Genomic DNA, 19,273 nt, shown 5'->3' on the forward strand with positions numbered 1-19,273 from the left:
GGGGCGCATTATAATCCCCGGCATGAATTCCCAAACCGACCTCGTCCCCGCGCCCGCGAGCGTTCCGGCCCCCGCCGGAGCAACGGAAGACCTCGCCCAGCACGCGCAATTCGTCGACTGGATGCGCTCAGTCGCCCCATACATCCATGCATTCCGTAACAAGACCTTCGTCGTGGGGTTCGGCGGCGAAGTGGTGCATCAGGGGCTCCTGAATGCGCTCGTCTCCGATATCGCGCTGTTGCAGGCCATGGGCATCCAGATCGTTCTGGTGCATGGCTCGCGACCGCAGGTCGAAGAACAGATGAGCCTGCACGGCGTCGAATCCGAGTTTTCGCACGGCATGCGTATCACCGACGCCCGCGCGCTGGAGTCGGCGAAAGAAGCCGCCGGCGAAGTGCGTCTGGATATCGAAGCCGCGATCAGCCAGGGCTTGCCGAACACGCCCATGGCGCACGCGCACATCAGCGTGGTGTCGGGCAATTTCGTCACGGCCCGCCCGGTCGGTATTCTGGACGGCGTCGATTTCGCCCACACCGGCGTGGTGCGCAAGATCGACGCGGATTCGATCCGCCATTCGCTCGCCAGCCGCAAGCTGGTGCTGCTCTCGCCGCTCGGCTTCTCGCCCACCGGCGAAGCGTTCAATCTGGCCATGGAAGACGTCGCCTCGGCGGCCGCCATCGCGCTGCGCGCGGACAAGATCGTGTTTCTGACTGAAACGCCAGGTTTGATGGAGGCCGGTGAAGACGGTCCCGAGCTGGTCCGCGAACTGTCGCTCGACGACGCCTACAAGCTGCATGAGAGCGGCGAGGTTACCGGCGACGCCGGCTTCTACCTGAAGCACTCGATCCGCGCCTGCCGCGGCGGCGTGGCGCGGGCGCACATCATTCCCTACGCGCTCGACGGCAGCCTGCTGCTCGAACTGTTCCTGCACGACGGCGTGGGCACGATGATCTCGTACGAGAACCTCGAAAGCCTGCGCGAAGCGACGCCGGACGACGTCGGCGGCATTCTCTCGCTGATCGAGCCGCTCGAGTCGGACGGTACGCTGGTGCGGCGCGGCCGCCACCAGATCGAACGCGACATCGACCATTTCTCGGTGATCGAGCACGATGGCGTGCTGTTCGGTTGCGCGGCGCTGTATCCGTACCCGCAGGAGCGCATCGGCGAAATGGCGTGTCTGACCGTCGCGCCGGAAGCGCAAGGCACCGGCGACGGCGAGCGCCTGCTCAAGCGCATCGAACAACGCGCGCGGGCCCGCGGCCTCACGCGTATTTTCGTGCTCACCACGCGTACTGAACACTGGTTCCTCAAGCGCGGCTTCGTCAAGGTCACCGTCGACGACCTGCCGGAAGACCGCCGCCGGCTCTATAACTGGCAGCGCAAGTCGCTGGTGCTGATGAAACAGCTCTGAACGGCCTCATATAAAGCGACCGTCCGTCCCGACATTGACACAACAACCATTTTTTATGGGACCGGAGTAAGTGCTAAAGCACTAACTACCGCAACCATTTTTCATGGGACCGGAGTAAGTGCTAAAGCACTAACTATCGCAACTATTTTTCATGGGACCGGAGTAAGTGCTAAAGCACTAACTATCGCAACTATTTTTCATGGGACCGGAGTAAGTGCTAAAGCACTAACTCCGGTCGACACAGGAGAAGCACAGCATGACTCGTATGGTTCAATGCGCGAAGCTCGGCAAGGAAGCCGAAGGCCTCGATTTCCCGCCGCTGCCGGGCGAACTCGGCAAGCGGATCTACGAAAGCATTTCGAAGGAAGCGTGGCAGGCCTGGTTGAAGCAGCAGACCATGCTGATCAACGAAAACCGCCTGAACATGGCCGATCCGCGCGCACGCCAATATCTGATGAAGCAAACCGAAAAATTCTTCTTCGGCGAAGGCGCGGACACGGCGCAGGGTTACGTACCGCCTTCGGCCGAGTAAGCCACGTTTGCGCCTCTTTTGGCGGCACGTTTGCCGAAAGCGGGCCAGAGCAAAAAATCCGCGCTACATGCGCGGATTTTTTTCGTCCCGTGACGCTCGGCGGACTCTCCAAACGGTACATTCCGAGCAGGTTTTAAGCCTCTTTTTCATACCCGTTCGATCCGCCGAACCCCCCGCCCGGCAAGGGATAGCGCGCCCTCCGCGCAGACCTTTCCGGCTGCCGGGTTTGCACGATCCTCTGTCATCGTGCTATCATGTGCAACGTTCCAACAGCAATTCACCTGCAATTTACCTGCATTACACTCTGCATCACGTTCAGCTCAGACTTGGCTCGCCGTGCGCGGCACAAGCGGAATTGAACATTTTTTATACAAGAAGGCTTGTCGGTCATTTCCTCGCCTGATCTCGTTTTTTTGAGCGGCGAATCAAGCACCGGCCTTTTTCGTTTCAAGCCTTTCAGCGGCGCATGGGCATGCTTCCAGCCCCCAGCGTCCTCATGCATCTGCCCCCCTTCCACGGCCACGCAGATGCAACAGTCAGCACAATTTAGACGAGTGTTTTTTCGCGAATCGTTCGCGAGGCACGGGCGTTCTGTTTGCTTTTTTGCGCCCTGATTTTTCGCCATCGGCATCCGGCGAAAAAATGCCCTCGCCCTGCTCACGAAACTGCACTCCCCCAGCACCCGTGGCGGAACATTCATGCGCGTTTTCATGAGTTTCGTCGCAGTCATTGGAGTTTTCACCTTGACCGCTTCCAGCAACGGCTTCTGGCGACACCACAAAGAAGAACAACGCCTTTCCCTCGACGACATCACGGTTGTCGACAAATCCCTCCTCAAGCGGGCCGTCGGCGCCATGGCACTCGGCAACGCCATGGAATGGTTCGATTTCGGCGTGTACAGCTACATCGCTGTCACACTCGGCAAAGTGTTCTTCCCGTCATCGAGCCCGTCTGCCCAGTTGATCGCCACCTTCGGCACGTTCGCCGCGGCATTCCTCGTGCGGCCGGTGGGCGGTATGGTGTTCGGGCCGCTAGGCGACCGCATTGGCCGTCAACGCGTGCTGGCGATGACCATGATCATGATGGCGCTCGGCACCTTCGCAATCGGTCTGATTCCGAGCTATGGGTCAATCGGCATTCTCGCGCCGGCTTTGCTGCTGGTTGCGCGTCTCGTGCAAGGCTTCTCGACGGGCGGCGAATACGGCGGCGCGGCGACCTTCATCGCTGAATTCTCGACGGATAAGCGCCGCGGCTTCATGGGCAGCTTCCTCGAATTCGGCACGCTGATCGGCTATGTGCTCGGCGCCGGCACGGTTGCCGTGTTGACCGCGACGCTCCCGAACGAGGCGCTGCTGTCATGGGGCTGGCGTGTGCCGTTCCTGATCGCGGGTCCGCTCGGCCTCGTGGGTCTGTATATCCGGATGAAGCTCGAAGAAACGCCCGCGTTCCAGAAGCAGGCTGAGCAACGGGAAGCCGAAGACAAGGCGCTGCCCAAGCAATCGTTCCGTGAGTTGCTGGTCCAGCAATGGAAGCCGCTGCTGCTGTGCGTCGGCCTTGTGCTGATCTTCAATGTCACCGATTACATGGCGCTGTCGTATCTGCCGAGCTATCTGTCGGCCACCCTGCACTTCAACGAAACGCACGGCCTGTTCCTCGTGCTGCTCGTGATGCTGCTGATGATGCCGATGACGCTCGCAGCCGGCCATCTGTCCGACGCGATCGGCCGCAAGCCGGTGATGCTGTTCGGTTGCGTGGGCCTGTTCGCGCTGTCGATTCCGGCGCTGCTGTTGATCCGCATGGGCACGGTCCTGCCGGTGTTCAGCGGCCTGATGATCCTCGGCGTGCTGCTGTCGTGCTTTACCGGCGTGATGCCGTCGGCGCTGCCGGCGCTGTTCCCGACCAGGATCCGCTATGGCGCGCTCGCCATCGGCTTCAACATCTCGGTGTCGCTGTTCGGCGGTACCACGCCGCTCGTGACGGCATGGCTGGTCAACAGCACCGGTAATCTGATGATGCCCGCGTACTACCTGATGGGTGCGTCGCTGATCGGCATCGTGTCCGTGTTCGCTTTGCGCGAAACGGCGTCCAAGCCGCTGCTCGGCTCGGGTCCGTGTGTCGCGACGCGCGCAGAAGCGCATGCGGTGCTGCGCGGCGAACGCGAAGCAGCGGAAATGGATGAAGCTTACGCGGCGACAGCAACCGCGCGTGCCTGATGATGCGCTGAGCAATGAGCGCTATATTGAGCGCTAGCGTGATCCGAAAACGGGCCGGCAGACATTTGCCGGCCCGTTTTTTTATGCCAGCAGCGAGTCGAAGCGTGCGGTGGCGCGGGCTCCTTCGACGATCAGCATGCCCGCCGAAATGGGCAGCTTGAAACGCCGCGGTCCGGCGCTGCCGGGATTGATGAACAGCACGCCATCGCGCTCGCTGATTGACGGCTTGTGTGAGTGACCGGTCACCACTACGCCGATTCCTTTGCTGCGCGGATCGGCGCCGACATCCGCGATATCGTGCACGACCAAAATCGTCACCTGTTGCACGGTGAGGCTTGCGTGCGTCGGCAAGGCGGCTGCCCAGTCGCCCGTATCGTTGTTGCCACGTACGGCGGTGACCGGTGCGATCCGCGCGAGCGCGTCGAGCACCGCAGGATTGCAAATGTCGCCGGCATGGATGATCGCGTCGCAGCCGGCAAGGTATTGCAGCGCCTCGGGACGCACGAGGTTATGGGTGTCGGAGATCAGGCCGATGCGAGCGGCAGGTGTGGGCGATGTCATGGCAACAGTATCGGCCGAACGCGCTCAATCCGCTTGAGACTGTTCAGCCAGTTCGCGCGCCGGCGCATGCGTTGCGGGCAAGTGCCGCGCGCCGCCGAGCATCCGTTTCGTCGCGCCTTGCACGAACACCGACGCGACGGACGCGCATGCGAAACTCAGCCACACGCTGTTATGCGGGAGCATTGTCGCAGTGACGGCGAAGAACGCGGCGAAGGAGCCGCGGCCGATCACCATGCCGCGCATCAGCAGCGCGACAAAGTCCGCGCCATGCGCGCGCTGCGCCGACACGGCGAGCACGATGCCGAGCAATGGAAACACCGACAGCAGCCCGCTCCAGGTCGCGCCCATCGAAGCCGACAGCGTCGTCACCGAAAGTGTTAACAGCGCGCCAGCGAGCATGCGCAGTGAGAGATCGCCGAGCCCCAAGCGCGTAGCCGGCACGTGGCCGGTCACACGCGGCAAGCCGCTTTGCGACACTGCAACCGCAACGCAGGCTGCCGCCAGCGCGTACGCGAGTCCGCTCGGCAATTGGGTGAGACATATCGCGACACCCACCCACCCTGCCATGCCGATGACTAACGCGAGCGGCCACGCCAAGCGACGGCTGGTCCACGCATACGCAAAGTTGAATGCTTCCGATGCGGCAATCGCCGCAATCGACGCCGCCGATGCCTGCGCCGCGAATGCCGGCCCGCGCTCCAGCGCGAGCAGCAATACGATCGGCCCGGCGACGACCGGCAGTCCCGCCAGCCATCCCGCGACCGACGGTCCCCAGACGCGCCCGGCAACCGTCAGCGCGGCGAGGAACGCGGGTACCAGCGCAAGCTTGAGCGCAAGCAGCACGCTTACGCTTCCATCAAGTGTTCGATGCGCCGGTCAGGTATGAGCCACCATGCGGCGCCCCCCGTATAGAGTACGGCCGACAACCAGGGCGCGACGAACGCGAGCACGATGCCCGCGAGGTAGATCACGACCGAGACCTTGCCCTTGAAGTCGTTACCGAGCGCTTTGGCGATCGTCGACTCCTTGCCGTGTTCGCGGATCAGCACACGGGTCAGAATGAAATAGGCGATGGCCGACATGAACAGCACGACGCCGTACATCGCGGTCGGCCACGAGGCCAGATGCTTTTCGCCGACCCAGTGCGTGACGGCGGGCAGCAGCGACAGCCAGAACAGCAGATGGAGATTGGCCCACAGCACCGCGCCGTTGACCTTCTGCACGGCATGGAACATGTGGTGATGATTGTTCCAGTAGATGCCGACGTAGATGAAGCTCAGCACGTACGCGCAGAACACGGGCGCCACCGGGCGCAGCGCGGCAAGATCGTAGCCGTCCGGCACCTTCAGTTCGAGCACCATGATCGTGATGATGATGGCGATTACGCCATCGCTGAAGGCTTCGACGCGTCCTTTGCCCATCGGTCGGTTTCCTGAGGATGAATGCGGTTAGGCGCGCGACATCGCCAATATCCTGCGGAATGCCCGCGCCGCTGCCGATTATCCGCGATGGCGCGACGCTTTGTCGATGCGACTGACGCTCCTGCTCACCCACCTTTGAATCACCTTTAGCGGATGAAACGTCCGTGAGCCTCAAGCCGTGCTCAACCCGCAATGCCGCTCGGGTAGTACACCGCGAGCCACACGCTTGGTTCCGTGTCGCTCGTCCAGGCAACCCGATGGCGGCAATGCGCTTCAATCAGCACATGGTCGCCCGGTTTCATCGGATGCGGCTGCGGATCGCCTTCGAATTCGAGCGTCGCCGCGCCGCTCAACAACGCGACCCATTCGGCGCGCGGACTGTCGTACCAGAATCCCGGCGGGCTTGCGTGGCCCCTCGAAACGATCCGCTCGATGCTCACGCCGCCTTGTTCAACCAGCGCATCGACCTGCTCGTCGGCGCTTGCCGGCGCAACGCGATCGAACAGGTTGCCGCGACTGATGGCGTGTTTCATGACGGGATTCGCCGCTCACTTCATCGGCTTCAGGCCATCGAGCAAGGTTGGTACCAGTTCGCTGATGGTCGGATGAATGTGCATCGCGTATTGCAGGGTCGGATACGGGGCACCCGCCGTCATGATGTCGATGAATGTGTGGATCGCTTCGTCGCCGTCGACGCCATGAATTGCCGCGCCGAGGATCTGCTTGCTCTGTGCGTCGACCATCACCTTCATGAAGCCGTCGGTTTCGCCGCGTTCGCGGGCGCGGCCTACGCGCGTCATCGGCATGGTGGCGATCAGCGCGTCGCGGCCGGTTTTGCGCACGTCCGCCTCCGAGAGTCCGACGCGCGCGAGCGGCGGGTCGACAAACACCGCATACGCCATGATCCGCGTATCGACGCTGCGCGCTCCGCCTTCGAGCAGATTGGCCGCGACGATCTGAAAGTCGTCGTACGAAGTGTGGGTAAAGGCGCCGCGACCGTTGACGTCGCCGATTGCCCAGATGCCTGGCACGTTGGTGCGCAACTGACCGTCGACCGGAATCGTGCCGTGTTTGTCCGTTGCGATGCCGGCGGCGGCAAGGCCGAGGTCGTAGGTATTCGGCTCGCGGCCGGTGGCGAACAGCAGATGCGACGCTTCGAGCGCGGGAATGTTCTGCTCGAAGCCGATGCATACCTCGTTCGCATGATGCGGATGCGGCTCGACCCGCGAGGGCTGCACACCGAAACGAAACTCGATGCCTTCGCGCGCCAATACCTTCTGCACAGACTCGGCGAAATCCGCATCTTCGCGCGCGAGCACGCGTTCGCCACGCACCAGTACCGTCACACGGCTACCGAAACGGCGAAAGATCTGCGCGAATTCGAGGGCGATATAGCTGCCGCCGACGATCACCAGATGCGACGGCAATTCCGTCAATTCGAGCAGGTTTGAGTTGGTGTTGTACTGAATCCGCTCAAGACCGTCTAGCGGCGGCACGACGGCGCGTGTGCCGGTATTGATGAAGATTTCGTCCGCGGTGATGTCTTCCACGACGGCGCCGTCGGGACCGCTGATCGAGAGCGCGTGCGCGCCGGTGAAGCGTGCGTGGCCGTTGAACACGGTGACATTTTCCGCACCACGCAGCCATTTTTCGACGCCGACGCGAGACTGGCCAATGATCAGATCTTTGCGCGCCTTGACTGCAGCGAGGTCGACGCTGACCGCTCCGCCTACCTGCACGCCCCACTCCGCGGCATGGCGTGCCACATGTGCCGTGCGGGCGCTGGCCACATACGCCTTGGTTGGCGTGCAGCCGACATTCACGCAGGTGCCGCCGAACGCTGCGCGCTCGATCACTGCGGTTTTCCGACCGCTTTGCCCAAGACGGACCGCTAGCGGCGAGCCGCCCTGGCCTGTACCGATTACAACTGCATCGAAATGCTGCGGCATGGCGATTCTCCCGAGGCTGGCTGCAGGTCGTAGCATCTTACCCTTAGCGCCCCGGGTCACCACGTTGTGGTGGACGTCCCGTCTTACTTCTGATTGTGCCCAGTCGGTGCTCAGTCGTGGCAGTGTGCTGCGCAGATCAGTTCGCGCGAGCGTTGCAGTGCGGCTTGCGCGCCGCGGGTCGCGACTACCCAGCCGACCTGGCCGAGGTTGAAATCCTGCGAGACCATCACTTGCATGAGGGCAACCATCGGGAGGACGACCGATGGTCGGTAAAGCTGGTTTTTGATCAGGGCTGGCATGGCTGGTGTGCTCACGTTGCACGTGGGCCGCTTTGGTCTCGTGCTGGAATATGGATCGATGGTGGCTATTCTAGGGAGATCGGGACCTTGGATAAATAGCGCTAGCGCGAAGTCACTTGTCTGGGAAATAGAACAATCTGACTGTTTGGAGATGGGCCTGCGGCGGGTGGGGTTATTTGGGGTTGGGACTACGGTATTGGTCTGGTTCTGTTTGCCTACGGCGTTTTTTGGCCTTTCCTTGTGTTCTTATTGGTCTATTAGCGTCGCCCCTGTGCGGGGCAGCACCTACTTTTCTTTGCCGCCGCAAAGAAAAGTAGGCAAAAGAAAGCGGCTCAAATGAACTGCACCCCAAAAGTTGGACACCGATCCAACCTTTGGGGTGTTTTTCATGGCCAAGTACAGTGAGCAGTTAAAGCTGAAACTGGTGAAGCAGTACGTGACCGGTTCGGCTGGTGTCGAGGTACTTGCAAAGCGGTACGGAGTGAGCCGCTCGGTTTTGCAGCTCTGGATTGCGGCCTACGAGCAACATGGACGGGACGGACTGCGCAAGAAATTCAGTCACTATGACGCGCAGTTCAGGATGTCGGTACTCATGCACATGTGGCAGAAGAATTTGCCATACCGGCAGGTGGCTGCGGTGTTCGACATCCGCAGTCCGGGCTGCATAGCGCAATGGGAACGCCGGTATCATGATGGCGGTATCGACGCACTGGCGCCTCGTCCACGAGGGCGCCGCAAAACAATGACCCAGCCAGTTCCTGAAAAGCCAACCGAAGTCAGTGCGCCAGATAAGCGCACGCGTGAGCAGTTGCTCAAGGAAAACGAGTACCTGCGCGCGGAGGTGGCCTATCTAAAAAAGCTCGATGCCCTGCTTCAGGCGAAGAAGCAGGGCGCGCAAAAGAAAAAGCGCAAATAGTGCAGGAGCTCCGGCAGCACCATCCGATGCCCGCTTTGCTCAAGGCAGCGGGTCTGGCGCGCAGCACGTTCTACTACCAGTTGAGCGTGCCGGATGCCGGTGAGCGGCACAAGGACCTCAAAACCCGCATCAAGACTGTGTATGAACGCCACAAGGGCCGTTATGGCTACCGGCGCATCACGGCGGCGATCCGGCAGGCGGGCCAGAGCGTGAACCACAAGACGGTGCAACGTCTGATGGGACAACTGAAACTGAAATCGCTGGTGCGCGCAAAGAAATACCGCTCATGGCGCGGCGAAGTCGGGCGTATTGCGCCGAACCTGTTAAACCGCGAGTTCAGCGCACAGCAGCCCAATCAGAAGTGGGTGACGGACGTGACGGAGTTCAACGTGCTGGGGCAGAAGCTGTATCTGTCACCGGTCATGGATCTGTATAACGGCGAGATCGTGGCTTATCAGATGAACACGCGACCGGTCTTCGATCTGGTCAGCGGCATGCTGAAAAAAGCGCTGGCAAAGCTTGGTCCTCAGGAGACCCCGCTGCTGCATTCGGACCAAGGCTGGCAGTACCAGATGCCTGCTTATCGACGGCTGCTGGATCAACACGGCCTGACGCAGAGCATGTCGCGCAAGGCAAACTGCTACGACAATGCGGCAATGGAAAGCTTCTTTGGCACGCTCAAGGCGGAGTTCTTCCGGCTGAGCAGGTTTGAAAGTATCGACGAGTTGAAGGCTGGCATCAGACAATACATTCACTACTACAACCACACACGCATCAAGCTGAAACTAAACGGGCTGAGTCCTGTGATGTACAGAACCCAGCCCTCTCAAACCTGAACGCAAACTGTCCAACTTTGCGGGGTCAGTTCAAAACCGCCAACATCTAAGTGGGTCCCCTGGCTTGGAGGGGCCGGTGGTGCGATTAACGGACCACATCGTGGTCTATGACGGTCTGTGACACAGCCGTCATTCGCTCCCACTCCGCACTGCGTGCGTCGCGGATGGGTCCACCAGGGAAACCAGGCGCTTCGTTTGCGCGGAGCGGGGGCCATCGGCTTCGCCTCGGCGACGCGCCGAAAAATACCGATGGTCTTGTGAAGTACCGCCCCGGCGCGCGCAGCGCCGCCGGAAGCATGACGGCCTGGTCACTCACGAGAGCAGGTGCGCGGGCCCAATCTCTACGGAGCCACGACACCCTCCAAGCCAAGGGAGCCGCTTAAAAATTAGCGGTTTGAAGCCGCTTTCTTTTGCCTACTTTTCTTTGCGGCCGGCAAAGAAAAGTAGGTGCCCCCCCGCACAGGGGGAACACTAATAAACCATTAAGCAAACAAGGAAAGGCCAAAGAGGCAAGAACAAGGAAATGCCGCCGCCAAAGGCAAACCCGTCAGGTAACAACCCCAATTTGCCCTTCACTCAAACTCCTGGCATAAGCATTCGCGCCAACGGGTCGACTATAAAGATATCCCTGCTGCTTATCACAATCGATCGACCGTAAAAACGCCGCCTGCTCAGCCGTCTCCACCCCTTCGGCCGTAACATTCATCCCTAATGAATGAGCCATCGCCACCACCGCCTGCGTGATAGCAATCGAATCCCGATGATCCGGCAACCCCGCGACGAAGGAGCGGTCAATCTTCAGGTTATGCAGCGGAAAGCGCTTCAAATACGATAAAGATGAATACCCCGTCCCAAAGTCGTCGACGGAAATCTTCACCCCCATGCCGTTCAGCGCGCTCAACATCGGCAATACGGTGTCACTGTCACTCATCAATAACCGCTCGGTAATCTCCAGTTCCAACGCCGCCGGCTCGAGCCCGGAGCGCACCAGACACCGCTCGATCCGTTCCACCAACCCATCATTGAACTGGCGCGGCGACAGATTCACCGCGACGATCAACTCCGGCGCCAAAGTGCGCCGCCATTGCGCCACCTGCTCGCAAGCCCGTGCCAGAACCCAGTCGCCAATCTCGACGATCAGGCCGGCATCTTCGGCCACAGGAATGAATTCCACCGGCGAGACATTGCCCAACTCGCTGTTGTACCAGCGCAGCAACGCCTCCGCGCCAATCGTACGGCCGCACTGGCTATCGACAATCGGCTGGTACACGAGGCTCAGCTCGTCACCGGCAAGCGCGCGCCGCAATGACTGCTCGATCGTAAAGCGGCGTTGCAGATGCTGATTCAACTCAGCCGTGAAAAACTGGAAATTGTTGCGGCCACGCTGCTTCGCGTAGTACATCGCTGAATCGGCATTGCGCAGCAACGTAGGCACGTCCTGCCCGTCTTCCGGAAACAGGCTGACGCCGATCGATGCGCCCAGGTAGTACTCGTAATCCGCCACCGCGAACGGCACCGCGATCATGTCAAGAATGCGACGGGCAAGCATGATCAGATGGTCAGTGTCTTCGTAAGCACTGACCACAATCACGAACTCGTCGCCGCCCACGCGCGCGAGCGTATCGTCGAGCCCCACGCATGCCGACAGCCGCTCCGCCACGCTGCACAGAAGCGCATCGCCAGCCTCGTGGCCCGCGGTATCGTTGACCTTCTTGAAACCGTCCAGATCGACGAACAGCACCGCGACGCGCGCCAGATCCCCCGTACGCACCGCTGCACCCGGCGCGCACAGATCGCGCATCCGCTCGGTCAGATAGGCTCGGTTGTATAGACCCGTAAGCGAATCGCGGGTCGCGAGAAACTTGAGTTGCCGCTGCGCCTCGCGCACCGGACCGATGTCAGTAAACGAAATCAGCACCGAGCTCGGTTCGGTGTCGCCCGGTTTGATGATCGGCACGACATTCTCGGTAATCCAGATCATCTCGCCATCGGTCAGCTCCAGCCCGATCGTGACGGCGAGCACGGGTTTGCCGGTCGCCAGCACTCGCGCGGTCGGACGATCGGCGTCGGTGATGATGGAGCCGTCCTCATGATAGGCGCGCACCATCACGGTCTGAATGTCATGGCCGACCAGTTGCGGACTCGCGCGCAGAATGCGCTGCGCGCTCGGGTTGCACGCAAGCACCACGCCCGCGCGCGACTGCACGACGATGCCCTCGTTCAGGTGTTCGACGACCAGCCGGTTATGTTCCTCGCTCTGCGCGAGCCGCTGCGCCATGGTGTCCTGATGGACCGCAAGTCCGACACTATGGCTGATGTCGCGCAGTACCGCTTCTTCTTCTTCACTCGGACGGCGCGATGCACGGTGGTAGACCGCGAACGCGCCGAGCACAGCGCCGGTATCGTTTTCAAACGGCACGGACCAGCACGCGCGCAAGCCGAGCGGCAAAGCAAGGTGCCTGAAATCGGCCCACAGCGGATCGGTTTCGATATCTTCGACGGCGACCATGCGCCGCTCGTACATCGCGGTGCCGCATGAACCCACGTTCGGGCCAATCGCGACGCCATCGATCGCGGCGCTAAAGTGCGCCGGCAACGACGGCGCGCCGCCGACTCGCACATGCACGCCGTCCGGGTCCAGCAGCAGGATCGAACAGGACGCACCCTCGCCGAGCAGCGCTTCCGCGCGGCGGCATACCTCGGCAAGCAATTCCGGTAGCGGTGTGTTGCGGGTAATCAGCCTCAATACCGTGCGCTCCGACGCCAGCACACCCTCGGCCAGATTCGGCCGGTAGTGGGTGCCTTCAGGCGTTGCTCCCAGCGTACTTTTTAATGTCGCTTCGCAAGTCATATGTGCGCCCCCTAACCCGACATCGGCAAGTTAGTGTACGCGGCGCACGGGGGTTTACGCCAAGCAAACGTACTTTAATCTCGATGCGTAGCATGCAGGCTGACTTGAGACGCTGCAGCGTCGCGGGAGGTCGGTTGCGAATGGCGCTCGAACGTACAGCGGGCGCCGCATGCGCTCACGCCAGACGCGCGATGCCGGGTCGTGCGAGATGCAGCACCTCGTAGACCGTGCGGCCCGCCGTTTCAACCGGCGCCGCCGATGACAAGGTCAGACGAATCAACCGCCAGTTGATGGTATCGAGCGCGGAAACGACTGCCACCGTATCGTCCTGTTCGGCAATGCGGCGGTTCTGGGCGGCATGCGCGGCGCGCAATTCGGCACGGTTTTCGTGCTCGCCGATCGGCTGCTCGTCGCGATATAGCGCGAGCGCCTGCTGCGCCGGTCCTTTGCGCGCGTCGAGCGGCAGCCAGGTCTCGACCTGCGGCCGGCCGAAGTCGTCGATCACGGCCTGAAAGCGCGAGCCCATGAAGAAATCGGCGGTCTGCGCGAGATCCAGCCACAGATAGACCGCCGCGTACACATTCGCGGTTGCGCCATAGCGGCCCCGCTCGCGAACCACAAAGGCCTTGAAACCGAGCCCTTCCGTCTCGTTCCACTGCGGACCGCGTTGCGCCGCGCGCTCGCGGATGATCCCCATGTCGTAGCTGGAAGGCAGGCGGTGCGAATACTGTTTGGCAAACATCACGGACTCCTTGCAGGTTTGTTGAGTGTCAGCTTGCACCTGCGCATCCATTACATCAAGATATGGTGTTTTATATCTGCGATAAAGATTCGATATGGCCGCACTCTCCCGCCCTCTCGATCTGGATGCCATCCGGGCCTTTGTGCTGGTGGCGGACCTTGGCAGCTTCACGCGCGCGGCCGAGCTCATGGATACATCGCAAGCCGCGATGAGCCTCAAACTCAAACGCCTCGAAGAACGTCTGGGCTACCGGCTGCTGGAACGCACGCCACGGGTGGTTCGGCTCTCGCCGCGTGGCGATGTATTCATCGGTGCCGCGCGCCAACTACTGCTCGCGCATGAACGCGCCCTGGCGGGTTCCGCCGATGCACCGGAGCGTCGCCTCAAACTCGGCATTAGCGATCATGTGGCGGGACCGAATCTGCCGGCGCTATTGGGACGGCTTGCGGCATACGATCCGCTGCTTGTCATCGAGGTGCGGATCGCCGCGTCGCGCGATGTGCTGACGTGGTTCGAGCGCGGCGAAATCGACGCCGCGATCGGTCGGCGCGAGGGCGATCGCCGCGACGGTCAGTTGCTGGCTGAAGAGCGGCTTGGCTGGTTCGCTGCGCCCGGCTGGCAGCATCGCGAAGGTCAGCCGCTGCGGCTCGCCACGCTCGCCGCGCCGTGCGGCATCCGTGCGATCGCCACGGACGTGCTCGATGCCGCCGGGATTGCCTGGACCGAGGTATTTGTCGGCGGAGGGGTGATGGCGGTTGGCGCGGCGGTCAGCGCTGGACTCGCCGTCGCCGCCTTGGCACAACGCGTGGCGCCGCCGGGCGCAATCGATGTCGGCGAGCAACTGGGGCTGCCGCCACTGCCGCACTCGCAAGTCGTGCTGCATACGCGGCTGGCCGATCCGCGCTCGCAGGAGACACTGCGAGCGGTCAGTTCGGCGTTTCTGAATGCTGCCTATTGACTGAGGAAGGAGGCGGAGTGGATCGAAGTCGGCCTGCTGCGCGCTGGTTAGGGCGACGCCTCGCGCCGCCACTCCCGCCTCAACCGTTTCAGCCACCTGGCGGTCGGCTACCACCGCCTTGTGGGGAACCACCTTGTGGAGAACCACCTGGCGGGTGACCACCGCCGTTACCTTGCGACCCGCCCGGCGGACGGCCACCTGCATTACCCGGCGGCTGCCCTCCCGGTGGACGTCCACCTGCATTACCCGGCGGCGGACCTCCCGGTGGACGCCCACCTCCCCCACCTCCCCCACCTCCCCCACCTCCACTACCCGGCGGCGGGCCTCCCGGCGGACGCCCACCTCCCCCACCTCCATTACCCGGTGGCTGGCCTCCCGGCGGACGGCCATTTCCGTGACCCGGTGGCGGGCCACCCGGCGGCCGACCATCGGCATGCCCCGGCGGCGGACCACCTGGAGGCCGCCCGCCTCCATGCCCCGGCGGCGGACCACCCGGTGGACGACCGCCTCCGTGACCCGGCGGCGGCCCGCCTGGAGGACGTCCACTTCCGTGACCCGGCGGCGGTCCTGGGGGTCGTCCGGCGCCTGGTCTTGGCGGTGGCGGTGGCGGGTGATGGGCCCAGCGCGACTGCTGGCCGTACCATGGTCGGCCGCGATAATAGTTGCCCCAGTAGGTACCGATCGAGAATGTCACGATCGGCAGGCCGATCACTGTGCCGTAGTTCATCACTGGCACATTGCTGCCCTGATAAGGATAGCTGAGCCGTGCCGCATAGACCCAGCCGCGCAGGTTGGGCGCGGCAACGTCGCACCATTGATAGTTGCTGATGCAGCCCATCACGGTGACTGGCACGCCGCCGGGCAATTGCGTCACGACTGGATAGTCAGGAGCCGGGCCCGCGCGTACGTTGACCGTGCCGTTCGTATAAGCCTGCGACTGCGCCAGGGCCGCGGCAGGCAGCGCCAGCAAGCCGGCCGAGACACACATCCATCGAACGAGTTGTTGTTTCATTCTTTCTCCCGTTTTACGCCCTGCTGTTTGCGAGCACACGTCGCGCGCATCAGGTTTTGCAACCCCTCCAGGCCGGCTCGTTTCGCAAAGCGTTGGTCTTGGAGCGCACGCACAGCGTGTACCTGAAAGCATTTTGTCGCCGCAAAGAAAAGGCAAAGAAAGCGGCTCGAACCGCACATTGTTAGCGATCCCCTGACCTGAAGGAGATCGTGCCTCCGTGGAGATTGGGCCTGCGCACCTTGTCTGCCTGACCAGACTGTCATGCGCGGCGGCGCTACGCACGCCGAAGCGGTCCTTCATAAAACCGACCGCCGGGTTTTGCGCGTGCGGTTTGCCCGCCGCGGCGGCTTGTAATTACATACGCTGGTGCAACGCGCCGACTTTCTATGTGAGCGCACCGGCATCCAACTATATCAACACTTCCAAAGCCCCCGCAGTTTCCGGCGCCTCGCCGAGGCGAAGCCGATGGCCCCGCCGCAAACAGACGAAACCACTGGTTTCCCTGGTGAACCCGTCCGCGACGCACGTAGTGCGGAGTGGGAGCGAATGACGGCTGTGTCACTGACGGTTACCGACCGAGGTGTGATCCGTTAATCGGACCACCAGCCCCTCCAAGCCAGGAGACCCACTTAAATGTTGGCGGTGTGAGCCGCTTTCTTTGCTTACTTTCTTTGCGGCGGCAAAGAAAGTAAGTGCGTGCCCCGCACAGGGGCGACGCTAATAGACCAATAACAAAACAAGGAAAGGCCAACACCGCAGGCGCACAGACAATGCCGCCGCCAAAGGCAAAAAAAGATATTCGAAAACATCGAACAAGTACATCGCCAACATGGCACGGCACCCCCACTCCACAAGCGCACAATCCACCACATCAACCCGCACCACACATTCGGAGAAACACAATGACCCGCTTCCAAGGTAAATCCGTACTCATCACTGGCGGCAGCAGCGGCATCGGCTTCGCCGCTGCCCAAGCCTTCGCAAACGAAGGCGCCCGCGTCATCATCACAGGCCGCGACGCCACCGCGCTCGAATCCGCCAAAGCCACACTCGGCCCAAACGCTATTGCCATACGCAATGACGCGGGCTCCATCGCCTCGGCCCGCGACCTGGCGGCCACCCTTAGCGCCGCCGACATCCATCTTGACGCCGTCTTTGTGAATGCCGGCACCGCAAAATTCGCACCCTTCGCGGACGTAGACGAAGCCCTCTGGGACGCAACCTTCAATACCAATGTCAAAGGCGCCTACTTCCAGATCCAGTCACTGTTGCCGCTGCTCAATCGTGGCGCGTCGATCGTCATCAATGGCTCGATCAACGCGCACATCGGCATGCCTGCCTCCTCGGTGTATGCAGCCAGCAAGGCGGCCGTGATCTCCCTTGCCAGGACCCTGTCCGCTGAATTGCTGCCGCAAGGCGTGCGCGTCAATGTCGTGAGCCCCGGCCCGGTGCAAACGCCGCTCTACGGCAAACTCGGCCTCGACGCCGCCACGCTCGAAGCGACCGCCGCGCACATCCTCGGTCAGATCCCGGCCGGCCGCTTCGGCACGCCAGAGGAAATCGCCTCGACCGTGCTGCATCTCAGCGCGCCGGAATCGGCGTTTATCGTCGGCACGGAAATCATCGTCGACGGGGGCATGAGCCAGCTTTAAACCTTGCTGAAGTTCCTGGTGCCCGCACGGTAACAGTGGCCGCGGCCGCGGTTCAATGAATCCGTGTCGGCGGGTCCGCCTGATGATCGTCGGGCGGCCCGTCGTCAGCGCCGAACAGTTCCGCGCATAGACCCTGGCCGACCTGGCTCAGCCGCGCGGTACCTGCCCCTTCCTCGTTGAAGGTGGTCTCGACCAGACCGCCGTCGACCAGCGCCGTCAGCTGCCGCCGCAAGCCGCTCATCGGCACGCCCGCCTGCTTCGACAGTTTGGCGAGCGACCACGCGCCGCCTGGCGTCTCCCGATGCGCGCGCCACAGTTGTGCCAATACGGCCACCAGCACCGGATCAATTTCATCTTCGTTCATAGGCATCTCCTTTCAAGCCATCTGCGCCACCAGTTCGCCCAGGGTCTTCAATGCCGCTTCGGTCTGGGCCGTCCACGGGTAGCTGTAATTGAGCCGGATGAAGTGGCGAAAATCGTTGCGCGTCGAAAACATCATGCCCGGCCCGATCGTGATGCCGCGCGCGAGTGCGGCCTGATAGAGCCGCATCGAATCGACGCGTTCGGGCAATTCCACCCATAGCACGTAGCCGCCCTGCGGTGTCGAGGTGCGCGTGCCGGCCGGAAAAAACCGCTGCACCATTGCCGTCATGATGCTCGCCTGCTGCCGGTAGACCTTGCGCACATGTCGCAGATGGCGGTCGTAGCCGTCCTGCCTGAGGTAATCGGCGACGGCGACTTGCGGCACCGACGGCGTGGTCAGCGTGTTGAGAAACTTCAGCTTCTCGACTTGCGCACGATAGCGCCCTGGCATCGCCCAGCCGATCCGGTACGACGCGGTCAGGCTCTTCGAGAACGATGCGCAGTGCAGCACGAGGCCTTGGGCGTCGAAATTCTTCAGCGTCGACGGCCGCGCGTCACCGAAATAAAGCTCCTGATAGACGTCGTTTTCGATCACGGGAATCTCGTGCGCGGCAAGCAGTTCGACCAGTTGCCGCTTGCGCGCGTCCGGCATCTGGAAGCCCATTGGATTCTGGAAATTCGGCATCACCATGCACGCGGCAATCCTCTGTTTGGCGATCACCTCGGCCAGCGCCTCGATGTCGATGCCGTGAACCGGATGCGTCGCCACCTCGATCGCGCGCATGCCCAGCCGCTCGATGGCGTGCAGCATCGCGTAATAGGTCGGCGATTCGACCGCCACCGTGTCGCCGGGTTTGGCGACCGCCTGCAAGCTCAGGTTGATCGCCTCCGTCGCGCCGAGCGTGATAATGATTTCGTCCGGATCGACCGGCACGCCGTTTTCCGCATAGCGTCGCGCGATCTGCCGGATCAGTTCGGGATTGCCCGGCGGCAGGTCGTCGATGAGATTCCAGCTCGCGTGCCGCCGCGCGATCGCATTGGCGTACTGGTTGATACGCCGCCACGGGAACAGCGAAGGATCGGGATACGGCGAGCCAAGCGGCATCGCGTCGTGCGCCCGAATGCTGCGCAGGGTCGACAGCACGAGCCGGCTCACGTCGACGGCGGCCGCCACCGGCGGTGTGTGCGCCGCGCCCTTGCGGCCCTTGTGCGGCTCGTCGGGCGCCGTTGCGGCAGCCACGGTGTCGCGCACGAAATAGCCTGACTGCGGCCGGCTCTCCACGATCCCGCGGCTTTCCAGCAGCGCGTACGCATGCAGCACCGTCTTGATGCTGACGCCGTGCTGCTGGCTCGCCTGCCGCACCGACGCAATCCGCTCGCCCGCCGCAAAGACGCCGCGGCGCACGGCTTCGGTCATTTCATCGGCAAGTTTTTCGTACAGTTTCAAGGACCTGGCTCAGACGTAAGCGTGGGCGGGGCATCAGTCTATGACACATATGGAGCAACTGTACCCCTCTTCTTTCCGATTTTCTGTATGCTGCGCGGCTTTTGGAACAC

Annotated in this window: 18 protein-coding genes; 6 read left to right on the plus strand and 12 right to left on the minus strand. The window is 62.3% G+C overall.

Annotation, left to right across the window (positions count from 1 at the left end; all coding sequences use genetic code 11):
* Nucleotides 1–22 precede the first annotated feature (22 nt).
* Both argA and PQR27_RS13865 read left to right on the plus strand, forming a co-directional pair.
* Nucleotides 23–1,411 (plus strand): amino-acid N-acetyltransferase, encoded by a 1,389-nt coding sequence (argA, locus tag PQR27_RS13860; RefSeq protein ID WP_408524195.1) that lies wholly within the window; start codon nucleotides 23–25, stop codon nucleotides 1,409–1,411.
* A gap of 256 nt (nucleotides 1,412–1,667) precedes the next feature.
* Nucleotides 1,668–1,943, plus strand: coding sequence for an oxidative damage protection protein (locus tag PQR27_RS13865; RefSeq protein WP_073427523.1), 276 nt, complete (start codon nucleotides 1,668–1,670; stop codon nucleotides 1,941–1,943).
* A 277-nt stretch (nucleotides 1,944–2,220) separates the two neighbouring features.
* Here the strand turns inward: PQR27_RS13865 and PQR27_RS13870 are convergent, their stop codons facing one another.
* Nucleotides 2,221–2,673, minus strand: coding sequence for a hypothetical protein (locus PQR27_RS13870; protein WP_408525533.1), 453 nt, complete (start codon nucleotides 2,671–2,673; stop codon nucleotides 2,221–2,223).
* On the opposite strand from PQR27_RS13870, the gene proP reads away from it, so the two are divergent.
* Nucleotides 2,654–4,156, plus strand: coding sequence for a glycine betaine/L-proline transporter ProP (gene proP / locus PQR27_RS13875; RefSeq protein ID WP_408524196.1), 1,503 nt, complete (start codon nucleotides 2,654–2,656; stop codon nucleotides 4,154–4,156). The two genes, PQR27_RS13870 and proP, sit on opposite strands and share 20 nt — an antisense overlap.
* A gap of 81 nt (nucleotides 4,157–4,237) precedes the next feature.
* Here the strand turns inward: proP and PQR27_RS13880 are convergent, their stop codons facing one another.
* The 6 genes from PQR27_RS13880 to PQR27_RS13905 form a co-directional block, all read right to left on the minus strand.
* Nucleotides 4,238–4,717, minus strand: coding sequence for a metallophosphoesterase family protein (locus PQR27_RS13880; RefSeq protein WP_408524197.1), 480 nt, complete (start codon nucleotides 4,715–4,717; stop codon nucleotides 4,238–4,240).
* Between the two features lie 24 nt (nucleotides 4,718–4,741).
* Nucleotides 4,742–5,557, minus strand: a complete 816-nt coding sequence (locus PQR27_RS13885) for a hypothetical protein (RefSeq protein WP_408525487.1) — start codon at nucleotides 5,555–5,557, stop codon at nucleotides 4,742–4,744.
* A gap of 5 nt (nucleotides 5,558–5,562) precedes the next feature.
* A complete protein-coding gene (locus PQR27_RS13890) occupies nucleotides 5,563–6,138 on the minus strand; it encodes a TMEM175 family protein (protein WP_408524198.1) in 576 nt (191 codons plus the stop codon).
* 182 nt (nucleotides 6,139–6,320) lie between these two features.
* Complete coding sequence (locus PQR27_RS13895) at nucleotides 6,321–6,671, minus strand: cupin domain-containing protein (RefSeq protein WP_408524199.1); 351 nt, start codon at nucleotides 6,669–6,671, stop codon at nucleotides 6,321–6,323.
* 15 nt (nucleotides 6,672–6,686) lie between these two features.
* Complete coding sequence (locus PQR27_RS13900; RefSeq protein ID WP_408524200.1) at nucleotides 6,687–8,087, minus strand: FAD-containing oxidoreductase; 1,401 nt, start codon at nucleotides 8,085–8,087, stop codon at nucleotides 6,687–6,689.
* Between the two features lie 110 nt (nucleotides 8,088–8,197).
* Entirely contained in the window at nucleotides 8,198–8,386 is a 189-nt protein-coding gene (locus PQR27_RS13905; RefSeq protein WP_408524201.1) for a hypothetical protein, read from the minus strand.
* 388 nt (nucleotides 8,387–8,774) lie between these two features.
* On the opposite strand from PQR27_RS13905, the gene PQR27_RS13910 reads away from it, so the two are divergent.
* Nucleotides 8,775–10,138 (plus strand): IS3 family transposase gene (locus PQR27_RS13910; RefSeq protein WP_408522330.1). Its coding sequence is split into 2 segments (ribosomal slippage): nucleotides 8,775–9,237 and nucleotides 9,237–10,138, totalling 1,365 coding nucleotides; the frame shifts between segments, so codons are not numbered across the junction.
* Nucleotides 10,139–10,685: 547 nt separating this feature from the next.
* On the opposite strand, the gene PQR27_RS13915 is transcribed toward PQR27_RS13910, so the two are convergent.
* Both PQR27_RS13915 and PQR27_RS13920 read right to left on the minus strand, forming a co-directional pair.
* Entirely contained in the window at nucleotides 10,686–12,989 is a 2,304-nt protein-coding gene (locus tag PQR27_RS13915; protein WP_408524202.1) for a putative bifunctional diguanylate cyclase/phosphodiesterase, read from the minus strand.
* A 175-nt stretch (nucleotides 12,990–13,164) separates the two neighbouring features.
* Nucleotides 13,165–13,731 carry a DUF4865 family protein gene (locus PQR27_RS13920; RefSeq protein WP_408524203.1) on the minus strand — a complete coding sequence of 189 codons (567 nt, stop codon included), beginning with the start codon at nucleotides 13,729–13,731 and terminating at the stop codon, nucleotides 13,165–13,167.
* 94 nt (nucleotides 13,732–13,825) lie between these two features.
* Here PQR27_RS13920 and PQR27_RS13925 point away from each other — a divergent pair, with 94 nt between their 5' ends.
* Nucleotides 13,826–14,689 carry a LysR family transcriptional regulator gene (locus PQR27_RS13925; protein WP_408524204.1) on the plus strand — a complete coding sequence of 288 codons (864 nt, stop codon included), beginning with the start codon at nucleotides 13,826–13,828 and terminating at the stop codon, nucleotides 14,687–14,689.
* Nucleotides 14,690–14,777: 88 nt separating this feature from the next.
* Here the strand turns inward: PQR27_RS13925 and PQR27_RS13930 are convergent, their stop codons facing one another.
* Nucleotides 14,778–16,001: an SH3 domain-containing protein gene (locus tag PQR27_RS13930; RefSeq protein WP_408524205.1), complete on the minus strand. Its 1,224-nt coding sequence runs from the start codon at nucleotides 15,999–16,001 to the stop codon at nucleotides 14,778–14,780.
* A 602-nt stretch (nucleotides 16,002–16,603) separates the two neighbouring features.
* Here PQR27_RS13930 and PQR27_RS13935 point away from each other — a divergent pair.
* Nucleotides 16,604–17,353 carry an SDR family oxidoreductase gene (locus PQR27_RS13935; protein ID WP_408524206.1) on the plus strand — a complete coding sequence of 250 codons (750 nt, stop codon included), beginning with the start codon at nucleotides 16,604–16,606 and terminating at the stop codon, nucleotides 17,351–17,353.
* 52 nt (nucleotides 17,354–17,405) lie between these two features.
* Here the strand turns inward: PQR27_RS13935 and PQR27_RS13940 are convergent, their stop codons facing one another.
* Together PQR27_RS13940 and PQR27_RS13945 are read right to left on the minus strand one after the other, a co-directional pair.
* Nucleotides 17,406–17,717 carry a helix-turn-helix domain-containing protein gene (locus PQR27_RS13940; RefSeq protein WP_408524207.1) on the minus strand — a complete coding sequence of 104 codons (312 nt, stop codon included), beginning with the start codon at nucleotides 17,715–17,717 and terminating at the stop codon, nucleotides 17,406–17,408.
* 12 nt (nucleotides 17,718–17,729) lie between these two features.
* On the minus strand, nucleotides 17,730–19,163 hold the full coding sequence (locus tag PQR27_RS13945) for an aminotransferase-like domain-containing protein (protein ID WP_408524208.1): 1,434 nt from the start codon (nucleotides 19,161–19,163) through the stop codon (nucleotides 17,730–17,732).
* Nucleotides 19,164–19,273: the final 110 nt, after the last annotated feature.

It is taken from the genome of Paraburkholderia fungorum (genome assembly GCF_046027215.1).
Taxonomy (GTDB): domain Bacteria; phylum Pseudomonadota; class Gammaproteobacteria; order Burkholderiales; family Burkholderiaceae; genus Paraburkholderia; species Paraburkholderia fungorum_D.

Coding starts and splice junctions, on each gene's coding strand:
- argA (WP_408524195.1), top strand. CDS start 23: ATGAATTCCCAAACCGACCTCGTCCCCGCGCCCGCGAGCGTTCCGGCC.
- PQR27_RS13865 (WP_073427523.1), top strand. CDS start 1,668: ATGACTCGTATGGTTCAATGCGCGAAGCTCGGCAAGGAAGCCGAAGGC.
- proP (WP_408524196.1), top strand. CDS start 2,654: ATGAGTTTCGTCGCAGTCATTGGAGTTTTCACCTTGACCGCTTCCAGC.
- PQR27_RS13870 (WP_408525533.1), bottom strand. CDS start 2,673: ATGACTGCGACGAAACTCATGAAAACGCGCATGAATGTTCCGCCACGG.
- PQR27_RS13880 (WP_408524197.1), bottom strand. CDS start 4,717: ATGACATCGCCCACACCTGCCGCTCGCATCGGCCTGATCTCCGACACC.
- PQR27_RS13890 (WP_408524198.1), bottom strand. CDS start 6,138: ATGGGCAAAGGACGCGTCGAAGCCTTCAGCGATGGCGTAATCGCCATC.
- PQR27_RS13895 (WP_408524199.1), bottom strand. CDS start 6,671: ATGAAACACGCCATCAGTCGCGGCAACCTGTTCGATCGCGTTGCGCCG.
- PQR27_RS13900 (WP_408524200.1), bottom strand. CDS start 8,087: ATGCCGCAGCATTTCGATGCAGTTGTAATCGGTACAGGCCAGGGCGGC.
- PQR27_RS13905 (WP_408524201.1), bottom strand. CDS start 8,386: ATGCCAGCCCTGATCAAAAACCAGCTTTACCGACCATCGGTCGTCCTC.
- PQR27_RS13915 (WP_408524202.1), bottom strand. CDS start 12,989: ATGACTTGCGAAGCGACATTAAAAAGTACGCTGGGAGCAACGCCTGAA.
- PQR27_RS13920 (WP_408524203.1), bottom strand. CDS start 13,731: ATGTTTGCCAAACAGTATTCGCACCGCCTGCCTTCCAGCTACGACATG.
- PQR27_RS13925 (WP_408524204.1), top strand. CDS start 13,826: ATGGCCGCACTCTCCCGCCCTCTCGATCTGGATGCCATCCGGGCCTTT.
- PQR27_RS13930 (WP_408524205.1), bottom strand. CDS start 16,001: ATGAAGGACCGCTTCGGCGTGCGTAGCGCCGCCGCGCATGACAGTCTG.
- PQR27_RS13935 (WP_408524206.1), top strand. CDS start 16,604: ATGACCCGCTTCCAAGGTAAATCCGTACTCATCACTGGCGGCAGCAGC.
- PQR27_RS13940 (WP_408524207.1), bottom strand. CDS start 17,717: ATGAACGAAGATGAAATTGATCCGGTGCTGGTGGCCGTATTGGCACAA.